The organism is Aeromonas rivuli, from assembly GCF_000820045.1.
Lineage (GTDB): Bacteria > Pseudomonadota > Gammaproteobacteria > Enterobacterales > Aeromonadaceae > Aeromonas > Aeromonas rivuli.
Genome location: NZ_CDBJ01000007.1, coordinates 22569 through 37716, shown reverse-complemented (window position 1 = coordinate 37716; position 15148 = coordinate 22569). Strand labels below are relative to the sequence as shown.

14 protein-coding genes are annotated in these 15148 nt (G+C 60.3%); 8 read left to right on the top strand and 6 right to left on the bottom strand.

Annotated features, from left to right (window positions below; translation table 11 throughout):
* Positions 1–65 precede the first annotated feature (65 nt).
* From BN1130_RS00895 to yciA, 3 genes are all read left to right on the top strand, one after another.
* Positions 66–1073 carry a LacI family DNA-binding transcriptional regulator gene (locus tag BN1130_RS00895; RefSeq protein WP_042039688.1) on the top strand — a complete coding sequence of 336 codons (1008 nt, stop codon included), beginning with the start codon at positions 66–68 and terminating at the stop codon, positions 1071–1073.
* Between the two features lie 305 nt (positions 1074–1378).
* The gene (locus BN1130_RS00890; RefSeq protein WP_084218091.1) at positions 1379–2230 is read left to right on the top strand and encodes an NAD-dependent epimerase/dehydratase family protein; all 852 of its coding nucleotides are present in this window, start codon (positions 1379–1381) and stop codon (positions 2228–2230) included.
* A 181-nt stretch (positions 2231–2411) separates the two neighbouring features.
* Positions 2412–2825, top strand: a complete 414-nt coding sequence (gene yciA / locus BN1130_RS00885) for an acyl-CoA thioester hydrolase YciA (RefSeq protein WP_042039684.1) — start codon at positions 2412–2414, stop codon at positions 2823–2825.
* A gap of 7 nt (positions 2826–2832) precedes the next feature.
* Here yciA and BN1130_RS23090 read toward each other — a convergent pair whose 3' ends face one another.
* Positions 2833–3057 carry a hypothetical protein gene (locus tag BN1130_RS23090; RefSeq protein ID WP_005893866.1) on the bottom strand — a complete coding sequence of 75 codons (225 nt, stop codon included), beginning with the start codon at positions 3055–3057 and terminating at the stop codon, positions 2833–2835.
* 108 nt (positions 3058–3165) lie between these two features.
* Between BN1130_RS23090 and BN1130_RS00875 the strand changes: the two genes are divergently transcribed.
* A complete protein-coding gene (locus tag BN1130_RS00875; protein ID WP_042039681.1) occupies positions 3166–4011 on the top strand; it encodes an endonuclease/exonuclease/phosphatase family protein in 846 nt (281 codons plus the stop codon).
* A gap of 188 nt (positions 4012–4199) precedes the next feature.
* Here BN1130_RS00875 and BN1130_RS00870 read toward each other — a convergent pair whose 3' ends face one another.
* Positions 4200–5759: a lytic transglycosylase gene (locus tag BN1130_RS00870; protein ID WP_042039680.1), complete on the bottom strand. Its 1560-nt coding sequence runs from the start codon at positions 5757–5759 to the stop codon at positions 4200–4202.
* Between the two features lie 71 nt (positions 5760–5830).
* Positions 5831–6595 (bottom strand): hydroxyacylglutathione hydrolase, encoded by a 765-nt coding sequence (gene gloB, locus BN1130_RS00865; protein ID WP_042039679.1) that lies wholly within the window; start codon positions 6593–6595, stop codon positions 5831–5833.
* Between the two features lie 89 nt (positions 6596–6684).
* On the opposite strand from gloB, the gene BN1130_RS00860 reads away from it, so the two are divergent.
* The gene (locus BN1130_RS00860) at positions 6685–7407 is read left to right on the top strand and encodes a class I SAM-dependent methyltransferase (RefSeq protein ID WP_042039676.1); all 723 of its coding nucleotides are present in this window, start codon (positions 6685–6687) and stop codon (positions 7405–7407) included.
* A gap of 25 nt (positions 7408–7432) precedes the next feature.
* Here the strand turns inward: BN1130_RS00860 and rnhA are convergent, their stop codons facing one another.
* The gene (rnhA, locus tag BN1130_RS00855; protein WP_042039675.1) at positions 7433–7897 is read right to left on the bottom strand and encodes a ribonuclease HI; all 465 of its coding nucleotides are present in this window, start codon (positions 7895–7897) and stop codon (positions 7433–7435) included.
* Between the two features lie 52 nt (positions 7898–7949).
* Here rnhA and dnaQ point away from each other — a divergent pair, with 52 nt between their 5' ends.
* Both dnaQ and BN1130_RS00845 read left to right on the top strand, forming a co-directional pair.
* Positions 7950–8681 (top strand): DNA polymerase III subunit epsilon, encoded by a 732-nt coding sequence (gene dnaQ, locus BN1130_RS00850; protein ID WP_042039674.1) that lies wholly within the window; start codon positions 7950–7952, stop codon positions 8679–8681.
* Complete coding sequence (locus tag BN1130_RS00845; RefSeq protein ID WP_084218090.1) at positions 8678–9982, top strand: TIGR03503 family protein; 1305 nt, start codon at positions 8678–8680, stop codon at positions 9980–9982. Before dnaQ ends, BN1130_RS00845 begins: the two co-directional genes overlap by 4 nt.
* Before the next feature lie 111 nt (positions 9983–10093).
* Here the strand turns inward: BN1130_RS00845 and BN1130_RS00840 are convergent, their stop codons facing one another.
* Positions 10094–11611, bottom strand: coding sequence for an HD domain-containing phosphohydrolase (locus tag BN1130_RS00840; RefSeq protein WP_042039673.1), 1518 nt, complete (start codon positions 11609–11611; stop codon positions 10094–10096).
* Between the two features lie 226 nt (positions 11612–11837).
* Positions 11838–14294 (bottom strand): acyl-CoA dehydrogenase FadE, encoded by a 2457-nt coding sequence (fadE, locus tag BN1130_RS00835; RefSeq protein ID WP_042039672.1) that lies wholly within the window; start codon positions 14292–14294, stop codon positions 11838–11840.
* Positions 14295–14529: 235 nt separating this feature from the next.
* Between fadE and lpcA the strand changes: the two genes are divergently transcribed.
* Complete coding sequence (lpcA, locus tag BN1130_RS00830) at positions 14530–15108, top strand: D-sedoheptulose 7-phosphate isomerase (protein WP_042039670.1); 579 nt, start codon at positions 14530–14532, stop codon at positions 15106–15108.
* Positions 15109–15148 lie beyond the last annotated feature (40 nt).

Sequence of the window (15148 nt, the reverse complement as noted above, 5' to 3'; positions counted from 1 at the left end):
AGGATTGAACGAGTCGCTATAATGGCGAGCCAAGCGCGGCGAACCCCTAATGAAAGGAATTGAGAGTGGCAACGATTAAAGACGTTTCCCGCATGGCCAATGTCTCCATCTCGACGGTGTCCCGTGTCATCAACAGCACGGCCCAGGTCGCCCCGGAGAAGAAGGTGGCGGTGCTGGCGGCCATGAAGGAGCTGAATTTTCGTCCCAACAGCTTTGCCCAGGCGCTGGTCAGTAAACGTTCCAACTGCGTCGGCGTGCTGGTGGGGGATCTGTGTGGTGGCCCCTTCTTTGCCCAGATGATGCGCGGCATCGAAACCGTGGTCGATCGCGCCGACAAGTTCACCATTGTGATGTCAGGCAACCATGATGAGGTGCGTGAGCGCCATGCCATACAGGCCCTGCTGCAACGCCAGTGTGATGCCCTGATCCTGCACAGCAAGGCGCTGCCGGACGACGAGTTGAGCGAGCTGGCGGCAGGCTCTACCCCTGTGGTCTTCATCAACCGTCAGGTGCCGGGGGCGGAGGATCGCTGTGTCTGGCTGGATAATCAGGCGGGTATCACCACGGCTTGTCAGCATCTGCTCGATGCGGGGCATCGCCAGATAGCCTTTGTCACCTCGGATGACGAGGAGTTCGTCGACGGTCAGCAGCGTATGGCCGGTTATACCCACGCCCTGCAACGGGCCGGAATAGCCGTCAATCCCGCTCTGATAGGCCGCGCCTTTGCCGACGAGAACGGCGGTTATGTTGCCATGACGGCACTGCTGGCGCGCGGCGTGCCGTTCAGCGCCGTGCTGGGCTTCAATGATGCCATGGTGGCGGGTGCCATCTCCTGCCTGCTGGAGCGGGGTTACAAGATCCCGCAACAGGTCTCAGTGGTGGGGTTCGACGATATTCCCTACGCCCGTTACATCTATCCCAAGCTCACCACGGTGCGCTACCCCATCGAAGCCATGGGTGGGCGGGCCGCCGAGTTGGCGCTGCGTCTGCTGGATCATAAACCGGCGGAGGGGCTGACCCTCAAGTTCGAGGCTGAACTGGTCGCACGGGAGTCCGTCACCGAGATGGCATGAGAAGATGGCCCCAAGTGGGCCATTTTTAAGCCGGAAACTGAAAGCGTTTTCAGAAATCCCTTTCAACTGTGATCTGCTTCATAGCTTTTTGGCCGGGAGAACACTAGCATGAGCCCCACGAATTAGGAGCTCAGGCTCCCGATTTTCCCGCTGTGGGAGATGACTGGTGATCCAGCTATTTCCTTCGTTACTTTCGACGGTCATCATGGATGGCCGTTTTTTTTTTGGTTTTTTGCCCGACAGGGTCGCCGAGCCTGGCCGTCCCCTCCACAGTCATCACGGTTTTATCAACAGCAGAGGTGAGCATGCAAGACGCCGTCTTACGACAAGCACCACAAGAGCGCGCAGCAGACGCGGTTGCCAGCGTAGGGATAGTGGGGGCTGGCTGGCTGGGGCTTCCCCTGGCTCACGCGCTGAGCGATGAGGGATGGGCGGTGACGGTGACGGTGACCCGTCAGGAGAAGGTCAGAGTGCTGCGGGCCGAGGGCCTCAATGCCTGCCAGTTGCATCTCTCGGCGCAGATGGGCTCTGTCTGGCCCCTGGTCGTCGACAACCTGGTCGTCTGTGTGCCGCCAGGCAAGACGGATGACTACCCTGGCGCCATCACGCAGCTGTGCACCATGGCCCGGGCCGCTGGGGTGCGCAATCTCCTGTTCGTCAGTGCCACCTCGGTGTGGGGGCCCGGGCAGGGCGAAGAGGAGCAGGCCGCGCCTCACACCGAGCGGGGGTTGCGCATGCTGGCGGCTGAGCGCGCCGTGCTGGCTGCCGGTTTCGATCGCGCCATAGTGGTGCGCCCGGCTGGCCTCTATGGCCCAGGCCGTCACCCCGGACGATTCTTGGCGGGCAAGAGTGTCAGCGGCGGTGCTCAGGCGGTCAATCTGGTCCATCAGCAGGATCTGGTTGCCGCGTGCTGCCTGCTGCTCGAACAAGGCGAGTCAGGTGCCTGCTACACCCTGAGCGCCCCCGGTCACCCCAGTCGCCAGGAGTTTTACCGCGCCGCCGCCGTGCGTATTGGCCTGGTGGCCCCTGATTTCATTGAACCGGCTGGCGATTTTTCACCTGTGACAGGAGCGCGGATCTGCCGCGAGCTCGGTTTTGAGTATCGGGTAGCGGATCCTCTGGCCTGGTTGGCGAGCGAGGCGGGCGCGCGACTGTGAGGCGGCGTGCAGAGTGGCAGACTGGATGGTGACTGAGCAGGCATGAGCCCGGGTCATTGGCATGGCGGCGAGGGGAGGCTTGCCAGGCGGCCGGGCGCTGGCACACCCTGGCCCGGCATAGCATTTGCCAAGGGAGGAGCCTGTCCCTATCATGCCGCCATCCCAATCATAGAGAGTAGTAATGATGGTCGACACGAATACAGCTACCCCGGCCCGTGAGCCCGAAGGGGATCTGCTGCTGCGCACCCTGGCGATGCCGGCAGACACCAATCCCAATGGCGACATCTTCGGTGGCTGGATCATGTCCCAGATGGATATAGGGGGCGGTATCATGGCCAAGGAGCTGGCAAAGGGGCGGATCTGTACCGTCTCGGTAGAAGGCATGACCTTCCACAGCCCGGTCAAAGTGGGGGATGTGGTCTGCTGTTATGGCACTTGCCTGCAGGTGGGACGGAGCTCGATGCGCCTGAAATTGGAAGTCTGGGTCAAGCCGGTGCTGCGGGCGAACGATGCCCAGCGCTACTGCGTGACCGAGGGGGTCTTCACCTACGTGGCCATAGACGATCAGGGTAAACCGCGCTCGGTACCGCTGTAAGCGGGATTCAGATAAGCCGGGCGTTGATGATGGATATTTCCTGCTCAAACCCGGTTTTTTGCCGTATCATGCTCTCCAGCATCTCCTCAGACCCCACGCACTGGTTCGTATCGAACACACAGAGATCGCATTGGGGGTCGCGCCTGATCTGGTATCGGGTGGATAACTCAACCTGATGGCAATTGCCCTGCTGATCGTAAAAGGTCACACGGTATTGTTGCTGTCTGGGCATGGGGATCCTCCACAGTGGCTTGACGTTGGGCGCGAATGTTCAGCCTAGTCGGCTTGGATGATATTTTGTTGAACGAGCACGCAAAGATAGCCAGGTGGTTGTTAGCCAATGAAAAATAGTTATCGCATTCTGGGTACCTCCCTGCTGACCCTGGGGCTGGTCGGCTGCTTCGAGGTGCCGTCCAGAGATCATCTGGTCACGGCACAAGGCATAGTGCCCAACCTCAGTTGTCATCAACCGCCCCTGGTGGCCCTGGCTGCTGAGGCATTGCCGCGGGAGTTCGGCATCACCGTCTGGAATCTGTACAAGGGACAGCGCAAGAACTGGCGCGAGGGCATGACTGCGTTTGCCCAGGATCAGGATCTGCTGCTGCTGCAGGAGTCGGCGACCAAGCCCGACATGCTGGCCTGGCTGCAGGCGGGTCGTTTCCAGTGGCAACAGCTGCAAGCTTTCACCCAAGGTGGCGTCTCCTTCGGCGTCATGACAGTGGCCAAGACGCACCAGGCGTTCGTCTGCGGCGTTCGCTCCCCCGAGCCACTGCTGCGCATCCCCAAGTCGGGTCTGGTGAGCCTGTACCCTTTACAGGGCGATCCTGATGGTGTGTTGGTGGTGAACCTCCATGCGGTCAACTTCGAACTTGGCATGGCCACCTTCCGCGAGCAGCTCAACGATTTGACCGCCCTGATCCACCGTCACCAGGGGCCGGTGATCCTGGGAGGGGATTTCAACACCTGGAGTGAAAAGCGGGAGTATTGGCTTGATAAGCTGGTGGAGGAGCTGGGACTGCAAGAAGCGATCCCTTCGCCGGACCTGCGTCGCCGTGCCTTTGGCCGCCCGCTGGATCATCTCTACTACCGGAGTCTGGATCTGGTCGAGGTGAAGAGCCCGGCGACAGATGCCTCCGATCACAATCCGATCATGGCCCGTTTCGCGGCTCAGGCCGTGACGCCTTAAGCCTCAGGCTTGGCACGATCAAAAACCACCTGCGGGTGGTTTTTTACTGCCTGATCAACCAGGACAGCGGATTGCCTGACAAGGCGAGGTGGCGCGCCAGAGGACGGCAATCGGTGTCGAAGCCGTCAGCCAGCCAACGGCAGATATAAAAAAACCACCCGAAGGTGGTTTTTTTTGGCTATGGGCTGTCAGCTGTTGTTGTCGACAAACAGGGTCAGCTCCTGACCTGGCTTGAGATAACCACTCTTGTCGAGCTGGTTCCAACGCATCACGTCCACGACGGCGACCTGGAAGCGGGCGGCAATGGCGGAGAGCGAATCACCGCGACGCACCTGATAGACCATGGATTTATCACCGCCCTTGGCACCCTTGGGCCAGATCACCAACCGCATACCGGGTTTGAGCGCGGACTTGGCGTTGAGGCCATTCCATTTCGCCAGGTCGTTATGGGTCACCCCATGGGCACGGCTGATGTTCCAGAGGGTATCGCCGGAGCGCACCTTGTACTGCAGCTTGTTGCCAGCGGTGTTGGCGGCGAGCCGGGTTGGCTTGCTGGCCGCGGCCTTTTGCACCGTGGCGGTGGCCACGGGTTTGCCGTCGGTCGGAATATAGAGGGTCTGTCCACGACGCAGGCTATTGCCGCGCAGGTTATTGGCCATCTTGAGCTGATTGACGCTCACTCCGTTTTGCATGGCGATCCGGGACAGCGTGTCACCGGAGGTGACCTGATAGGAGCGCGTAGGTACCCGCTCACGCTGCGGCAAGTCTGCCAGGGCCAGCTCCAGGCTGTCGGCATACTCCACCGGCACCAGCAGGCGGTAGGAGCCCCTGGGAGAGGTGGTCCAGCGGGTCAGGGCCGGGTTGACCTCTTTCAGATCCGCCGGACGAACTCCTGCGAGCTGAGCGACCACGTGCAAATCGATCTGACCTTCGGTTTTGACCACCCGCAGCTTGGGCTCGTTGGCGAGCATGGGCAGAGTGATGTTGTACTTGTCGGGATTGCTGATCACATCCGCCATGGCCAGGACCTTGGGCACATACATGCGGGTCTCGCGCGGCAGATCCAAGGACCAGAAGTCGGTGGGGCGACCCCGTTTCTGGTTGCGCAATATGGCGTTGCGCACCCGGCCTTCTCCGGCGTTATAGGCGGCGATGGTTTGCAGCCAGTCACCGTCGAAGAAGCGATTCAGGTATTCAAAGTAGTCAAGGGCGGCATTGGTCGAGGCGATCACATCGCGGCGCCCGTCATACCAGTTGTCATGACGCAGGCCGAAGTTACGGCCTGTCTGGGGCACGAACTGCCACAGGCCGACGGCATTGCTGCTCGAGCGGGCATGGGGATCGAACATGCTCTCTATCATGGGGATGGTCACCAGCTCCATTGGCAGCCCGCGCCGTTCGATCTCCTCAACGATAAGGTAGAGGTAGGGTTCAGCACGACTGGCAATGGTGGCCATGTGATTGTCACTGCGCAGGATAGCCGCACGTTGTTGACCAATGCGCTGGTTATCCTGGAAATCCAACTGCATGTCATCGCTGATACGGGCCCAAAGGTTATCCGTATCTTGCACCTCGTCTAGCTGATCGTCGCTAAAGAAGGATCCTGATGCATGTTTCTTATGCAGTTTTTTGCTGACTTGTGGGGACTTGATCGGCTCATTTGCCGTTAGCGCCCGGTCATCCTGATGATTCAGGTTTTGGCATCCGCTGAGTAACAGCGTCGCCAATAAGGCCGTTCGTAACTTCATCTCACGCAGGTCATCTTGGTAGAAAATCAGCGCGCATCATAAGCGGCAAACCTGGCCTGATCAAGGTTTGTTCAAAAAGTGTCCTTCCAGCGTCTGAGCACGGCAAAGGTATCTACTGGATTTTCCAAGTATTTCATCCCCTGTTTCTCAGCAGAAAATTTTACGCCCGGCTCATTACAGCGCAGAAAAACGTTGAATTCCCGCTCGTCACCCAAGCGGGTGGGCAGACTCGGGAGGCCCTGCTGGCGCAGCTTGCTGATCTGACCGATGCGCTTTTGCAGTGCCAGATTGTCGGGCTCGACGGCGAGGCAAAAACGCAGATTGGAGAGGGTATATTCATGGGCACAATAGACCTGAGTGTCATCTGGCAGCGCGGCCAGCCGCATCAGTGAATCATGCATCTGATCAGGGGTGCCTTCGAACATGCGGCCGCACCCGGCAGAGAAGAGGGCATCGCCGCAAAACAGCATGCCGTTGCCATGGTAGGCGATGTGGCCAAGGGTATGACCGGGGACATGCATGACGGTGAGACTGAGATCGTGCCAGCCAATCGTGTCCCCCTCATCGAGCCACTGGCCGTGCTGATCGGGAAGCGGGTTCAGCTTGGGGCCATACAGCCGGGCCTTGGGGTAGCGTTTGAGCAGCGCATCGACCCCGCCGACATGGTCGTGGTGATGATGGGTGAGCAGTATGGCATCGAGCTCAAGGCCGAGACTGTCGAGCCGGTCCTGGACCGGAGCCGCGTCGCCCGGATCGACAACCAGGCAATGATTCTCGTGTCTGATCAACCAGATATAGTTGTCATTAAAAGCGGGTATCGTGATGACTGGATACATGGCGTTGGCCTCTTTATGTTCTCTTAATGAAGGGGATCTTATATAACTGGATGGCGTGTTAACCCATGTTCCCGAGGTTGAATCCTATTATGCAGCTGGCCCGCACCGAACAACAGCTCGAGATCCCGACCAGCTGGGCCGAGATCCCGCTGGGGGATTGGGTCGCCGCAGAGATCCAGGAGCGGCTCGACAGCTGGTGCCCGCAACTCTTTGGTTATCACCTGCTCAAAGTTGGCAGCCTGAGTGCCGAGCTATCCTGTGGCCATTCCAGCATTCGTCATCAGATTGGCATGGCCGGGCAGGGGCGCTTGCTCGATTGCCGAGGGGATCCCCTGGCATTGCCAGTCAGGGGAGGCAGCGTGGATGCCTGTCTGCTGGCCCACGTGCTCGATTTCAGCGTGGATCCCCATCAGGTGCTGCGTGAGGCCGAACGGGTACTGACCGATGATGGTTGGCTCATCCTGAGCGGCTACAACCCTCTGAGCCTGGCCGGCCTTGGCCATCTGCTGCCTGGGTTGAGTCGCCGACTGCCCTGGTCGGCGCGCATGTTCAGTCCGGCCAGAGTCACCGACTGGTTGCAGTTGTTGGGATTCGAGGTGATGTTCGATGACAGATTCGGCTACGCCATGATGGGGCCGCGCAGTCGTATCGGCTGGTGGCGCGAGAGCCTGGGCCGTGACTATCTGCGCCCCTTCGCCTCTGTCTATGTGATAGCGGCGCGCAAGCGGCGCTATCCGTTGATCCCGGTGCGTCGCCCCTGGCAATTGGCCAAGCAGGTGACGGCGCCGGGCATGGCACGTCAGGGCTGGTAGCTGGTCGCGTCAATCACCGGGGATATCAGGGCTGGTAGCCGACATCGTCGGCCAGCTCTTTGCCACTGGCGGCATCCCGGGCCAGCTCATCACAGCGTTCATTCTCGGGGTGCCCCGAGTGACCCTTGACCCAGAGCCATTCGATCTGATGGCGGGCGGCTTCTGCATCGAGTTGCTTCCACAAGTCCACATTCTTGACCGGCTGACGGCCAGCGGTCATCCAGCCTTTCTTCTTCCAGCCGATGATCCACTGGGTGATGCCCTGGCGCACGTACTGGCTGTCGGTGGTGAGCCGCACCTGGCAGGGTTCGCTCAAGGTGCGCAGGCCGACGATGGCGGCCATCAGTTCCATGCGGTTGTTGGTGGTCAGGCGATAGCCCCCAGCCAACTCCTTGCGATGCTGACCGAAGACCATGACTGCGCCGTAGCCGCCCGGGCCCGGATTGCCGAGGCAGGAACCATCCGTATATAAATCAATCTGTTTTAACATGAGCCTTGGGGTAAACTAGCGAGTAAAACCGAAGTTTGACATAGATTGGAACATGAACACAGCCCAAGCCAACCGCCAAATTATTCTGGATACTGAAACCACAGGCATGAACTTTAGTGGGGGTCCGCACTATCTGGGCCACCGCATCATAGAGATCGGCTGCGTGGAGGTGATCAATCGTCGCCTGACCGGTAACCACTATCATGTCTACCTCAAGCCGGATCGGCTGGTGGATCCCGAGGCTATCCGGGTACACGGCATCACAGATGCGTTCCTGGTCGACAAGCCCCCCTTCAGCAAGGTAGCGAATGAGTTCATTGACTTCATTCGCGGCGCTGAACTGATCGCCCACAATGCCCCCTTTGACGTGGGCTTCATGGATTATGAGTTCAGCAAGCTGGGCCTCTCCCTCAAGACCACCGATATCTGTACCGTCACCGATACCCTGGCGATGGCGCGGGATCTCTTTCCGGGCAAGCGCAACAACCTGGATACCCTGTGCGATCGTTACGGCATAGACAACTCCCACCGTACCTTGCACGGCGCCTTGCTCGATGCGGAGATACTGGCAGACGTCTATCTGTTGATGACAGGTGGCCAGACCAAACTCAATCTGGCCGCCGAGGGGGGGGATGATGCCAACAAGGACACCGGCATACGCCGTCTGGATGCCACCAGATCGCCACTCAAGGTGATCCGCGCCAGTGCTGAGGCGCAGGCCGACCATGAAAGCAGGCTGGATCTGGTCCAGAAGAAGGGAGGTAGTTGCCTGTGGCGTCAATGAAATCTGGGGTCGTGCAAGGAAGTGGCCGCAGCCAGCAGAGGCAATCATGGCTCTGGCTGCTGGGCAGTTTGCTGCTTGGCACACTGCCCAGCATGGCACAGGCCAATGAGGTGTTCGGTCCCTCCGATGTGCCGCTGCTCGACAACAGATTTCGCATCGATTACGGGATAAAAGAGGTCTCCTTTATCATCAAGCGCCAGCCGGGCAGCCCCTCGGTGATCCTGGTGCGCCCCGATGGCAGCAAGCTGTATGCAGGCCGGGTGCAGGCTCCCGAGGTGGGTTGGCTGGCCCTGGGGGATCAGGATGTGATCACCATACGTCATCCGATGGCGGGCCCCTGGCAGGCGATAGGGGCCATCGATCCCAGCAACCGAGTTCGGTTGCTCAGCGATGTGACCCTGGATATGCAGCCCTTGCCCCAGCGTCTCTATCAGGGGGAGTACCTCAAGCTGGGGGCTCGCCTGCTCATCGATGGCAACACCCCGGATCGCAGCTACTATCTGACCGACTTGGGGATGACCGCCCGCCTGCAAGCCTTCAACACCCCGGAACAGCAGGGGGAGCCGGTGTTTGAGAAGGCGCTCGGCCATTATCTGGACGATGGCAAGGGGCTCGATGAGGTGCCAGTCGATGGCATCCTGACCGCCGAGGTGCTGCTCGATGCACCGGCTGGCAAGTATCGCGCCCTGATCAGCACTGGCAATCAGGTGTTCGTGCGGGCCCGTGGGCAGGAGGTGCTGCTCTACCCGTTACCGGTGAATTATCAGCTGCGCAGCAGCGGGGATCAGCAAGGGCCCGAGCTGGTGCTGCAGATAGATGGGGATGAGCTGGACCCGGCCACGGTCGCCATCAAGGGGGAGACCACCAGCAATACCGGTGCCCACACCGGTTTCAGTGCCCAGAGCAGCACGGGGGATCTCAAGGTGGATCTCGCCAAGTTGACCCAGGTGGGCAAGTATCGCGTCAGCGCCGAGCTGTTTGCCACCAGCCGCAGTGGCCGGGAGCTGCGTATCGCCCTGCCGGACAAGTCGTTTGACATCTATCCGGCGCTAGCGCCCGTGGCGCCGGCTCCGCTCGCCAGTGAGGCGGTGCCCGCACCCGCGCCTGGGTTTGAGGAGGAGCAGGGCACGCCCTGGTGGCTATGGCTGACGATCGGTCTGGGTGTGCTGGCGCTGCTGGGGGCAGGGGTGGGCTTCATGCTGTGGCAGAAACGGCGCGCCTTCCAGCGGGCCATGGCGGCCCAGCAGGCGGCCGAGGCCGAGCCGGGCCCGGTACTGGATCTCAATCTGCCCGGGCAGTGAGGCCTTGAGGCAAAAAACCGAACGAGCCACATAGCACGAGGCCGCCGTCCCCAGGGACGGCGGCCTCGTTGTTTAGACCCTCTGCTCAGCCACGCTAAGCTGAGTCGCCGCTTAGCTCTCGCCGATAAATTTATCGCGATAGGCGGCGCGAATGGCGAGAAAGTCATCGAGATTGCTCATCATCAGATCGACCAGCTGGGGATCGAAATGCTGACCCCGCTCCTCATTGATGAGAGCGATCACCTGCTCCAGTGGCCAGGCCTGCTTGTAGCAGCGATCCGACCCCAGGGCATCGAATACATCCGCCAGGGCAACGATGCGCCCGACCAGGGGGATGGCTTCCCCCGTCAGCCCTTGGGGGTAACCGCTGCCATTCCACTTCTCGTGGTGGTTACCGGCTATGGTGGCGCCAATCTGGAACAGAGCCAGCTTGCTGCCGCACAGCATGTCATGCCCGAGCTGGGCATGGGTCTTCATGATCTCCCACTCCTCCGGGGTGAGCTTGCCCGGCTTGTGCAAAATGGCATCCGGGATGCCGACCTTACCGATGTCATGGAGGGGGGAGGCGCGCTTGATAAGTTCGCTCTGCTGCTCATCCATGCCGAGCAGTTGGCAGAACAGCTCGGTATAGAGAGCCACCCGCTTGACGTGCAGACCGGACTCTTTGGAGCGTGACTCAACCAGCTCGCCGATGCGGTAGATGATTTCGCGCTCGTTGTCGGCAATCAGCTCGTTGAGCCGGATGTTCTCCAGCGCCACTATGATGTTTTCGGTGAACAGGCTGAGCAGGCTGGTGTCCATCTGACTCAAGGGGCGATGGGTTTCGATGTGAAACAGCAGATGATGGCTGCGGTTCTGGCAGTAGAGCACCATCTCGTGGCCGTGGTAGACGTTGGCCGAACGAGCCATGGCCTCGCGAAAGATGGTGGGCGCATCGTGCAAGCGCATGGGCTCTTTGTCGGACAGGAGCGGTACCAGCATCTGATCTTTCAGCTCATAGGTCGCTTGTCTGACGTTGTAGATCTGCGACTCTTCCAGGCTGAGCAGGGTACAGAGTTGGGTCTGGGCACCTTCGACGAATTGGCGCAGAGCCAACTTGTCGAAGATGCCCTTGGAAGCCTGGATGACCTTCTCCAGCCCATGGCGGTGATTCTCCAGGGCACAGATATCACGATAGGAACGCAAACTGGCGCGCAGCAGGGTACGCAACTTCTGGGAGGTGAGTTCCGTCTTGTCCTTGTAGTCGTTGATGTCGTAGTTGTTGACCACGTCATCTTCCGGAGCCTGGCCGGGTTGACCGGTGCGAAGCACGATGCGTACCAGCTTGTTGTGGCACTCCTCGCGGGTGAAACGTACCACCTCCAGACCGGCATCGTCGGTCTCCATCACCACATCCAGCAGCAAGAGCGCCACGTCGGGATGTGCGAGGAGCAGCACCTTGGCCTCGGTGGCTGAATAGGCATCGAGAAAGGTCAGGGGTCTGCCATCGAATTCAAATTTGTTCAGGGTGAGTTTGGTGATGCGATGAACTTCCGGTTCATCATCCACTATCATCACCTTCCAGCCTTCCTGCTGCTTATCCTGAGGAGGCACGACCTCGTCATCGATAATCAGGATATTATCATCCATATCGGGATCCTGTGTTTCACCTTCGCTTACCTTAACTGCTTCGCCGAGGTTAGCAAACTCATTGAAATATAAATAGCGAACTGGATCGGCTTCAGATTGTCGGGGGAGAGGATATGGCAGGAAATACCCCATGTTCTTTGCCATGCCCCCCCCCTTTGGCAGGGAGATGGCGGAGGGGAAGATAAAAAACGCCTCCCGGTGGGAGGCGTGTGTTGCAAGCGGGAGTTCAGGCTGCCCTGTGGTAGGCGGATGCCTCGAACAGGGCCTTGTTGGCCACCAGATCGATGGGGTCGAAGTCATCGACGTTGATGGTACGCAGCCGGCTTATTTCGGCGCGGCGCAGCAGCTCGGCTTCAGCCGCATTCAGGGTACCAGCGGCCAGACCCGCTTCGGCTACCTTGTCCAGCTGGGTGAAGGGGCGACGGACGCCATCGGCCTTGCACACCTTGTCAAACAGCGGCTCGGCAGCCAGCACCTCGTCCAGCGCCTGTTCCAGCAGGCCGAAGGGGTTACCCTCCTCGCGAGTGAGATACTGACCTTCGGCCAGGCGACTGCGGGTTGCACTCGGCGTCTGCAGCAGACGGGCAACCTGACTATCCAATTTGTCGCTCGGGCGCTTCAGATCACGGCCCAGCGGCAGCACTATGATGCGCAGAGCCAAGCCAATCCAGCGATTCGGGAAGTTGCGCAGCAACTCATCGATCGCCTCTTGCGCCTTGAACAGGGCATCTTGCAGTGACCAGTGCAGCAGCGGCAGATCCGCCTGCTGACGGCCTTCGTCCTGGAAGCGCTTGAGGGCGCTCGAGGCCAGATAGAGCTGACTCAACACATCGCCGAGGCGGGCGGAGACCCGCTCCTTGCGTTTGAGCTCGCCGCCCAGGGTCGCCATCGCCATGTCCGACAGGAAAGCCAGGTTGGCAGAGAGCCGGGTCAGCTGCTGATAGTAGCCCTTGGTCTGATCCCTGTAGGGGGCGCCGGCGATACGGGCGCCGGTGATCCCCAGGCTGAAGCTGCGCACCAGGTTGCTGATGGCGAAACCGACGTGGCTGAACATCGCCTTGTCGAAATCTTTGAGCGCCTGCTCCTTGTCCGGGTGGCTGGCGGCCAGCATCTCGGGCAACACATAGGGGTGGCAGCGAATGGCGCCCTGACCATAGATGATCATGCTGCGGGTCAGGATATTGGCCCCTTCGACCGTGACGGCGATGGGAGCACCCTGGTAGCCACGGGCCAGGTAGTTGTTAGGCCCCATGCAGATCGCCTTGCCGCCGTGGATGTCCATGGCATCGATGACGCACTTCTGGGCGCGGTCGGTGAGGTGATACTTGACGATGGCGGAGATGACCGAGGGTTTTTCCCCCAGATCGATGCCGGTCACCGTCATCTTGGCGGCGGCGCCCATGATGTAGGCGTTACCGCCCAGGCGTGCCAGCGGCTCTTCGATGCCTTCCATCTTGCCGATGGGCAGCTTGAACTGGCGGCGGATGCGGCTGTAGGCGCCGCTCGCCAGGGCCAGCATCTTGACGCCCCCTGTGCTGTTGGAGGGCAGGGTGATGCCACGGCCGACCGACAGACATTCGACCAGCATGCGCCAGCCCTGACCGGCCATGGCCGGGCCGCCGATGATGAAGTCGAGCGGTACGAACACCTCTTCGCCGCGGGTCGGACCGTTCTGGAACGGCACGTTGAGGGGGAAGTGACGGCGGCCAATCTCGACGCCCTTGATGTCGGTGGGGATCAGGGCGCAGGTGATGCCAAGCTCCTCCTCCTCACCCAGCAGGTGATCCGGGTCGCGCAGCTTGAACGCCAGCCCCAGCACGGTGGCGATGGGGGCGAGGGTGATGTAGCGCTTGTTCCAGGTCAGGCGCATGCCGAGCACCTCTTCTCCTTCCCATTCACCCTTGCAGACAACGCCGAAGTCGGGGATGGAGCCCGCATCCGAGCCCGCTTCCGGGCTGGTCAGGGCGAAGCAGGGGATCTCCTTGCCGATGGCCAGACGGGGCAGGTAGTGGTCTTTCTGCTCTTCGGTGCCGTAGTGTTGCAGCAGCTCCCCCGGGCCCAGCGAGTTGGGCACGCCGACGGTGGAGGCGAGCACGGCGCTGGCGCCGCACAGTTTCTGCAACACGCAGGATTGGGCATAGGCGGAGAACTCCAGGCCACCGTATTTTTTCTTGATGATCATGGCGAAGAACTTGTGGTCCTTCAGGTATTGCCACACCTCGGGGGAGAGATCCGCGCGCTCGTGGGTCACTTCCCAGTCATTGACCATGCGGCACACCTCTTCGACCGGGCCGTCCATGAAGGCCTGCTCGGCGGCAGAGAGGGTACTGACCGGGATGGCGTGCAGCTTCTTCCAGTCCGGGTTGCCGGCAAAGAGATCCGCTTCCCACCAGGTGGTGCCCGCGTCGATGGCCTCTTTCTCGGTACGGGACATCTCCGGCATGATGGACTTGTAGAGCTTGAACAGCGGCTTGGTCAGCTGGTTGCGGCGAAACTCCACCAGGTTGAGCGGGATGGCGATCAGGGCGAACAGGGCCCAGGCCAGCAGAGGCACATGACCCACCAGGGTGCCCAGCACCAGGGCGGCCAAGGTGACCAGGGTAGAGATAAACAGGGACACCCGGCGATAAGCCAGGGCGCCGATAACCAGGATCACCCCGAGCAGAGTGAGGGTCGTCGTCATTGCTTGCTCCTTGCGTGATAGGATGCCAAATTGGCTCAACTCATCCAGAGGTCTGACCTGTTGGATATGGCCCTGTTGTAATTCATACGCAGAAACTTATCAAGTTGTTTACAAGCCTGTTACCGGCGTAATGTGAGCGCCCTAACGCAATTTGACGCAGCCAGTGCCCGCCCGGGGGCGACTCCTTCTCCGGCTTGTGCGAGAATGGCCGCGACGACATTTTGGAAGAGATATCATGTACCAAGACTTGATCCGCAATGAACTGACCGAAGCGGCTGGCGTGCTGCAGGCATTCCTGGCCGATGAGCAGAATCTGAACAACATCGAGGCCGCTGCCAAGTTGCTGGCCGACTCCTTCAAGCAAGAGGGCAAGGTGCTCTCCTGTGGCAACGGTGGCTCCCACTGTGATGCCATGCACTTTGCCGAAGAGTTGACCGGCCGTTATCGCGAGAACCGTCCCGGTTATGCCGGTATCGCCATCTCGGATCCCAGCCATCTCTCCTGCGTCTCCAACGATTTTGGCTACGACTATGTCTTCTCCCGTTATGTGGAGGCGGTTGGCCGTCGCGGCGACGTGCTGCTCGGCATCTCCACCAGCGGCAACTCAGGCAACATCCTCAAGGCCATCGAAGCCGCTCATGCCAAGGGCATGAAGGTGATCGCCCTGACCGGCAAGGATGGCGGCAAGATGGCAGGCCTGGCCGATGTCGAGATCCGGGTTCCCCATTTCGGTTATGCCGACCGCATTCAGGAGATACACATCAAGGTGATCCATATCCTGATCCAGCTGGTCGAAAAAGAGATGGCCGAGTAAGGCCGCGGTCGATATGCACGAACCGCTGTGCCTCAGTTTG

Excerpts from the sequence above, each read along its gene's own strand:
- BN1130_RS00890 (WP_084218091.1), top strand. The coding sequence starts at position 1,379 with ATGCAAGACGCCGTCTTACGACAAGCACCACAAGAGCGCGCAGCAGAC.
- BN1130_RS00860 (WP_042039676.1), top strand. The coding sequence starts at position 6,685 with ATGCAGCTGGCCCGCACCGAACAACAGCTCGAGATCCCGACCAGCTGG.
- rnhA (WP_042039675.1), bottom strand. The coding sequence starts at position 7,897 with ATGTTAAAACAGATTGATTTATATACGGATGGTTCCTGCCTCGGCAAT.
- yciA (WP_042039684.1), top strand. The coding sequence starts at position 2,412 with ATGATGGTCGACACGAATACAGCTACCCCGGCCCGTGAGCCCGAAGGG.
- BN1130_RS00875 (WP_042039681.1), top strand. The coding sequence starts at position 3,166 with ATGAAAAATAGTTATCGCATTCTGGGTACCTCCCTGCTGACCCTGGGG.
- BN1130_RS00840 (WP_042039673.1), bottom strand. The coding sequence starts at position 11,611 with ATGGATGATAATATCCTGATTATCGATGACGAGGTCGTGCCTCCTCAG.
- fadE (WP_042039672.1), bottom strand. The coding sequence starts at position 14,294 with ATGACGACGACCCTCACTCTGCTCGGGGTGATCCTGGTTATCGGCGCC.
- BN1130_RS00845 (WP_084218090.1), top strand. The coding sequence starts at position 8,678 with ATGAAATCTGGGGTCGTGCAAGGAAGTGGCCGCAGCCAGCAGAGGCAA.
- lpcA (WP_042039670.1), top strand. The coding sequence starts at position 14,530 with ATGTACCAAGACTTGATCCGCAATGAACTGACCGAAGCGGCTGGCGTG.
- gloB (WP_042039679.1), bottom strand. The coding sequence starts at position 6,595 with ATGTATCCAGTCATCACGATACCCGCTTTTAATGACAACTATATCTGG.
- BN1130_RS23090 (WP_005893866.1), bottom strand. The coding sequence starts at position 3,057 with ATGCCCAGACAGCAACAATACCGTGTGACCTTTTACGATCAGCAGGGC.
- BN1130_RS00870 (WP_042039680.1), bottom strand. The coding sequence starts at position 5,759 with ATGAAGTTACGAACGGCCTTATTGGCGACGCTGTTACTCAGCGGATGC.
- dnaQ (WP_042039674.1), top strand. The coding sequence starts at position 7,950 with ATGAACACAGCCCAAGCCAACCGCCAAATTATTCTGGATACTGAAACC.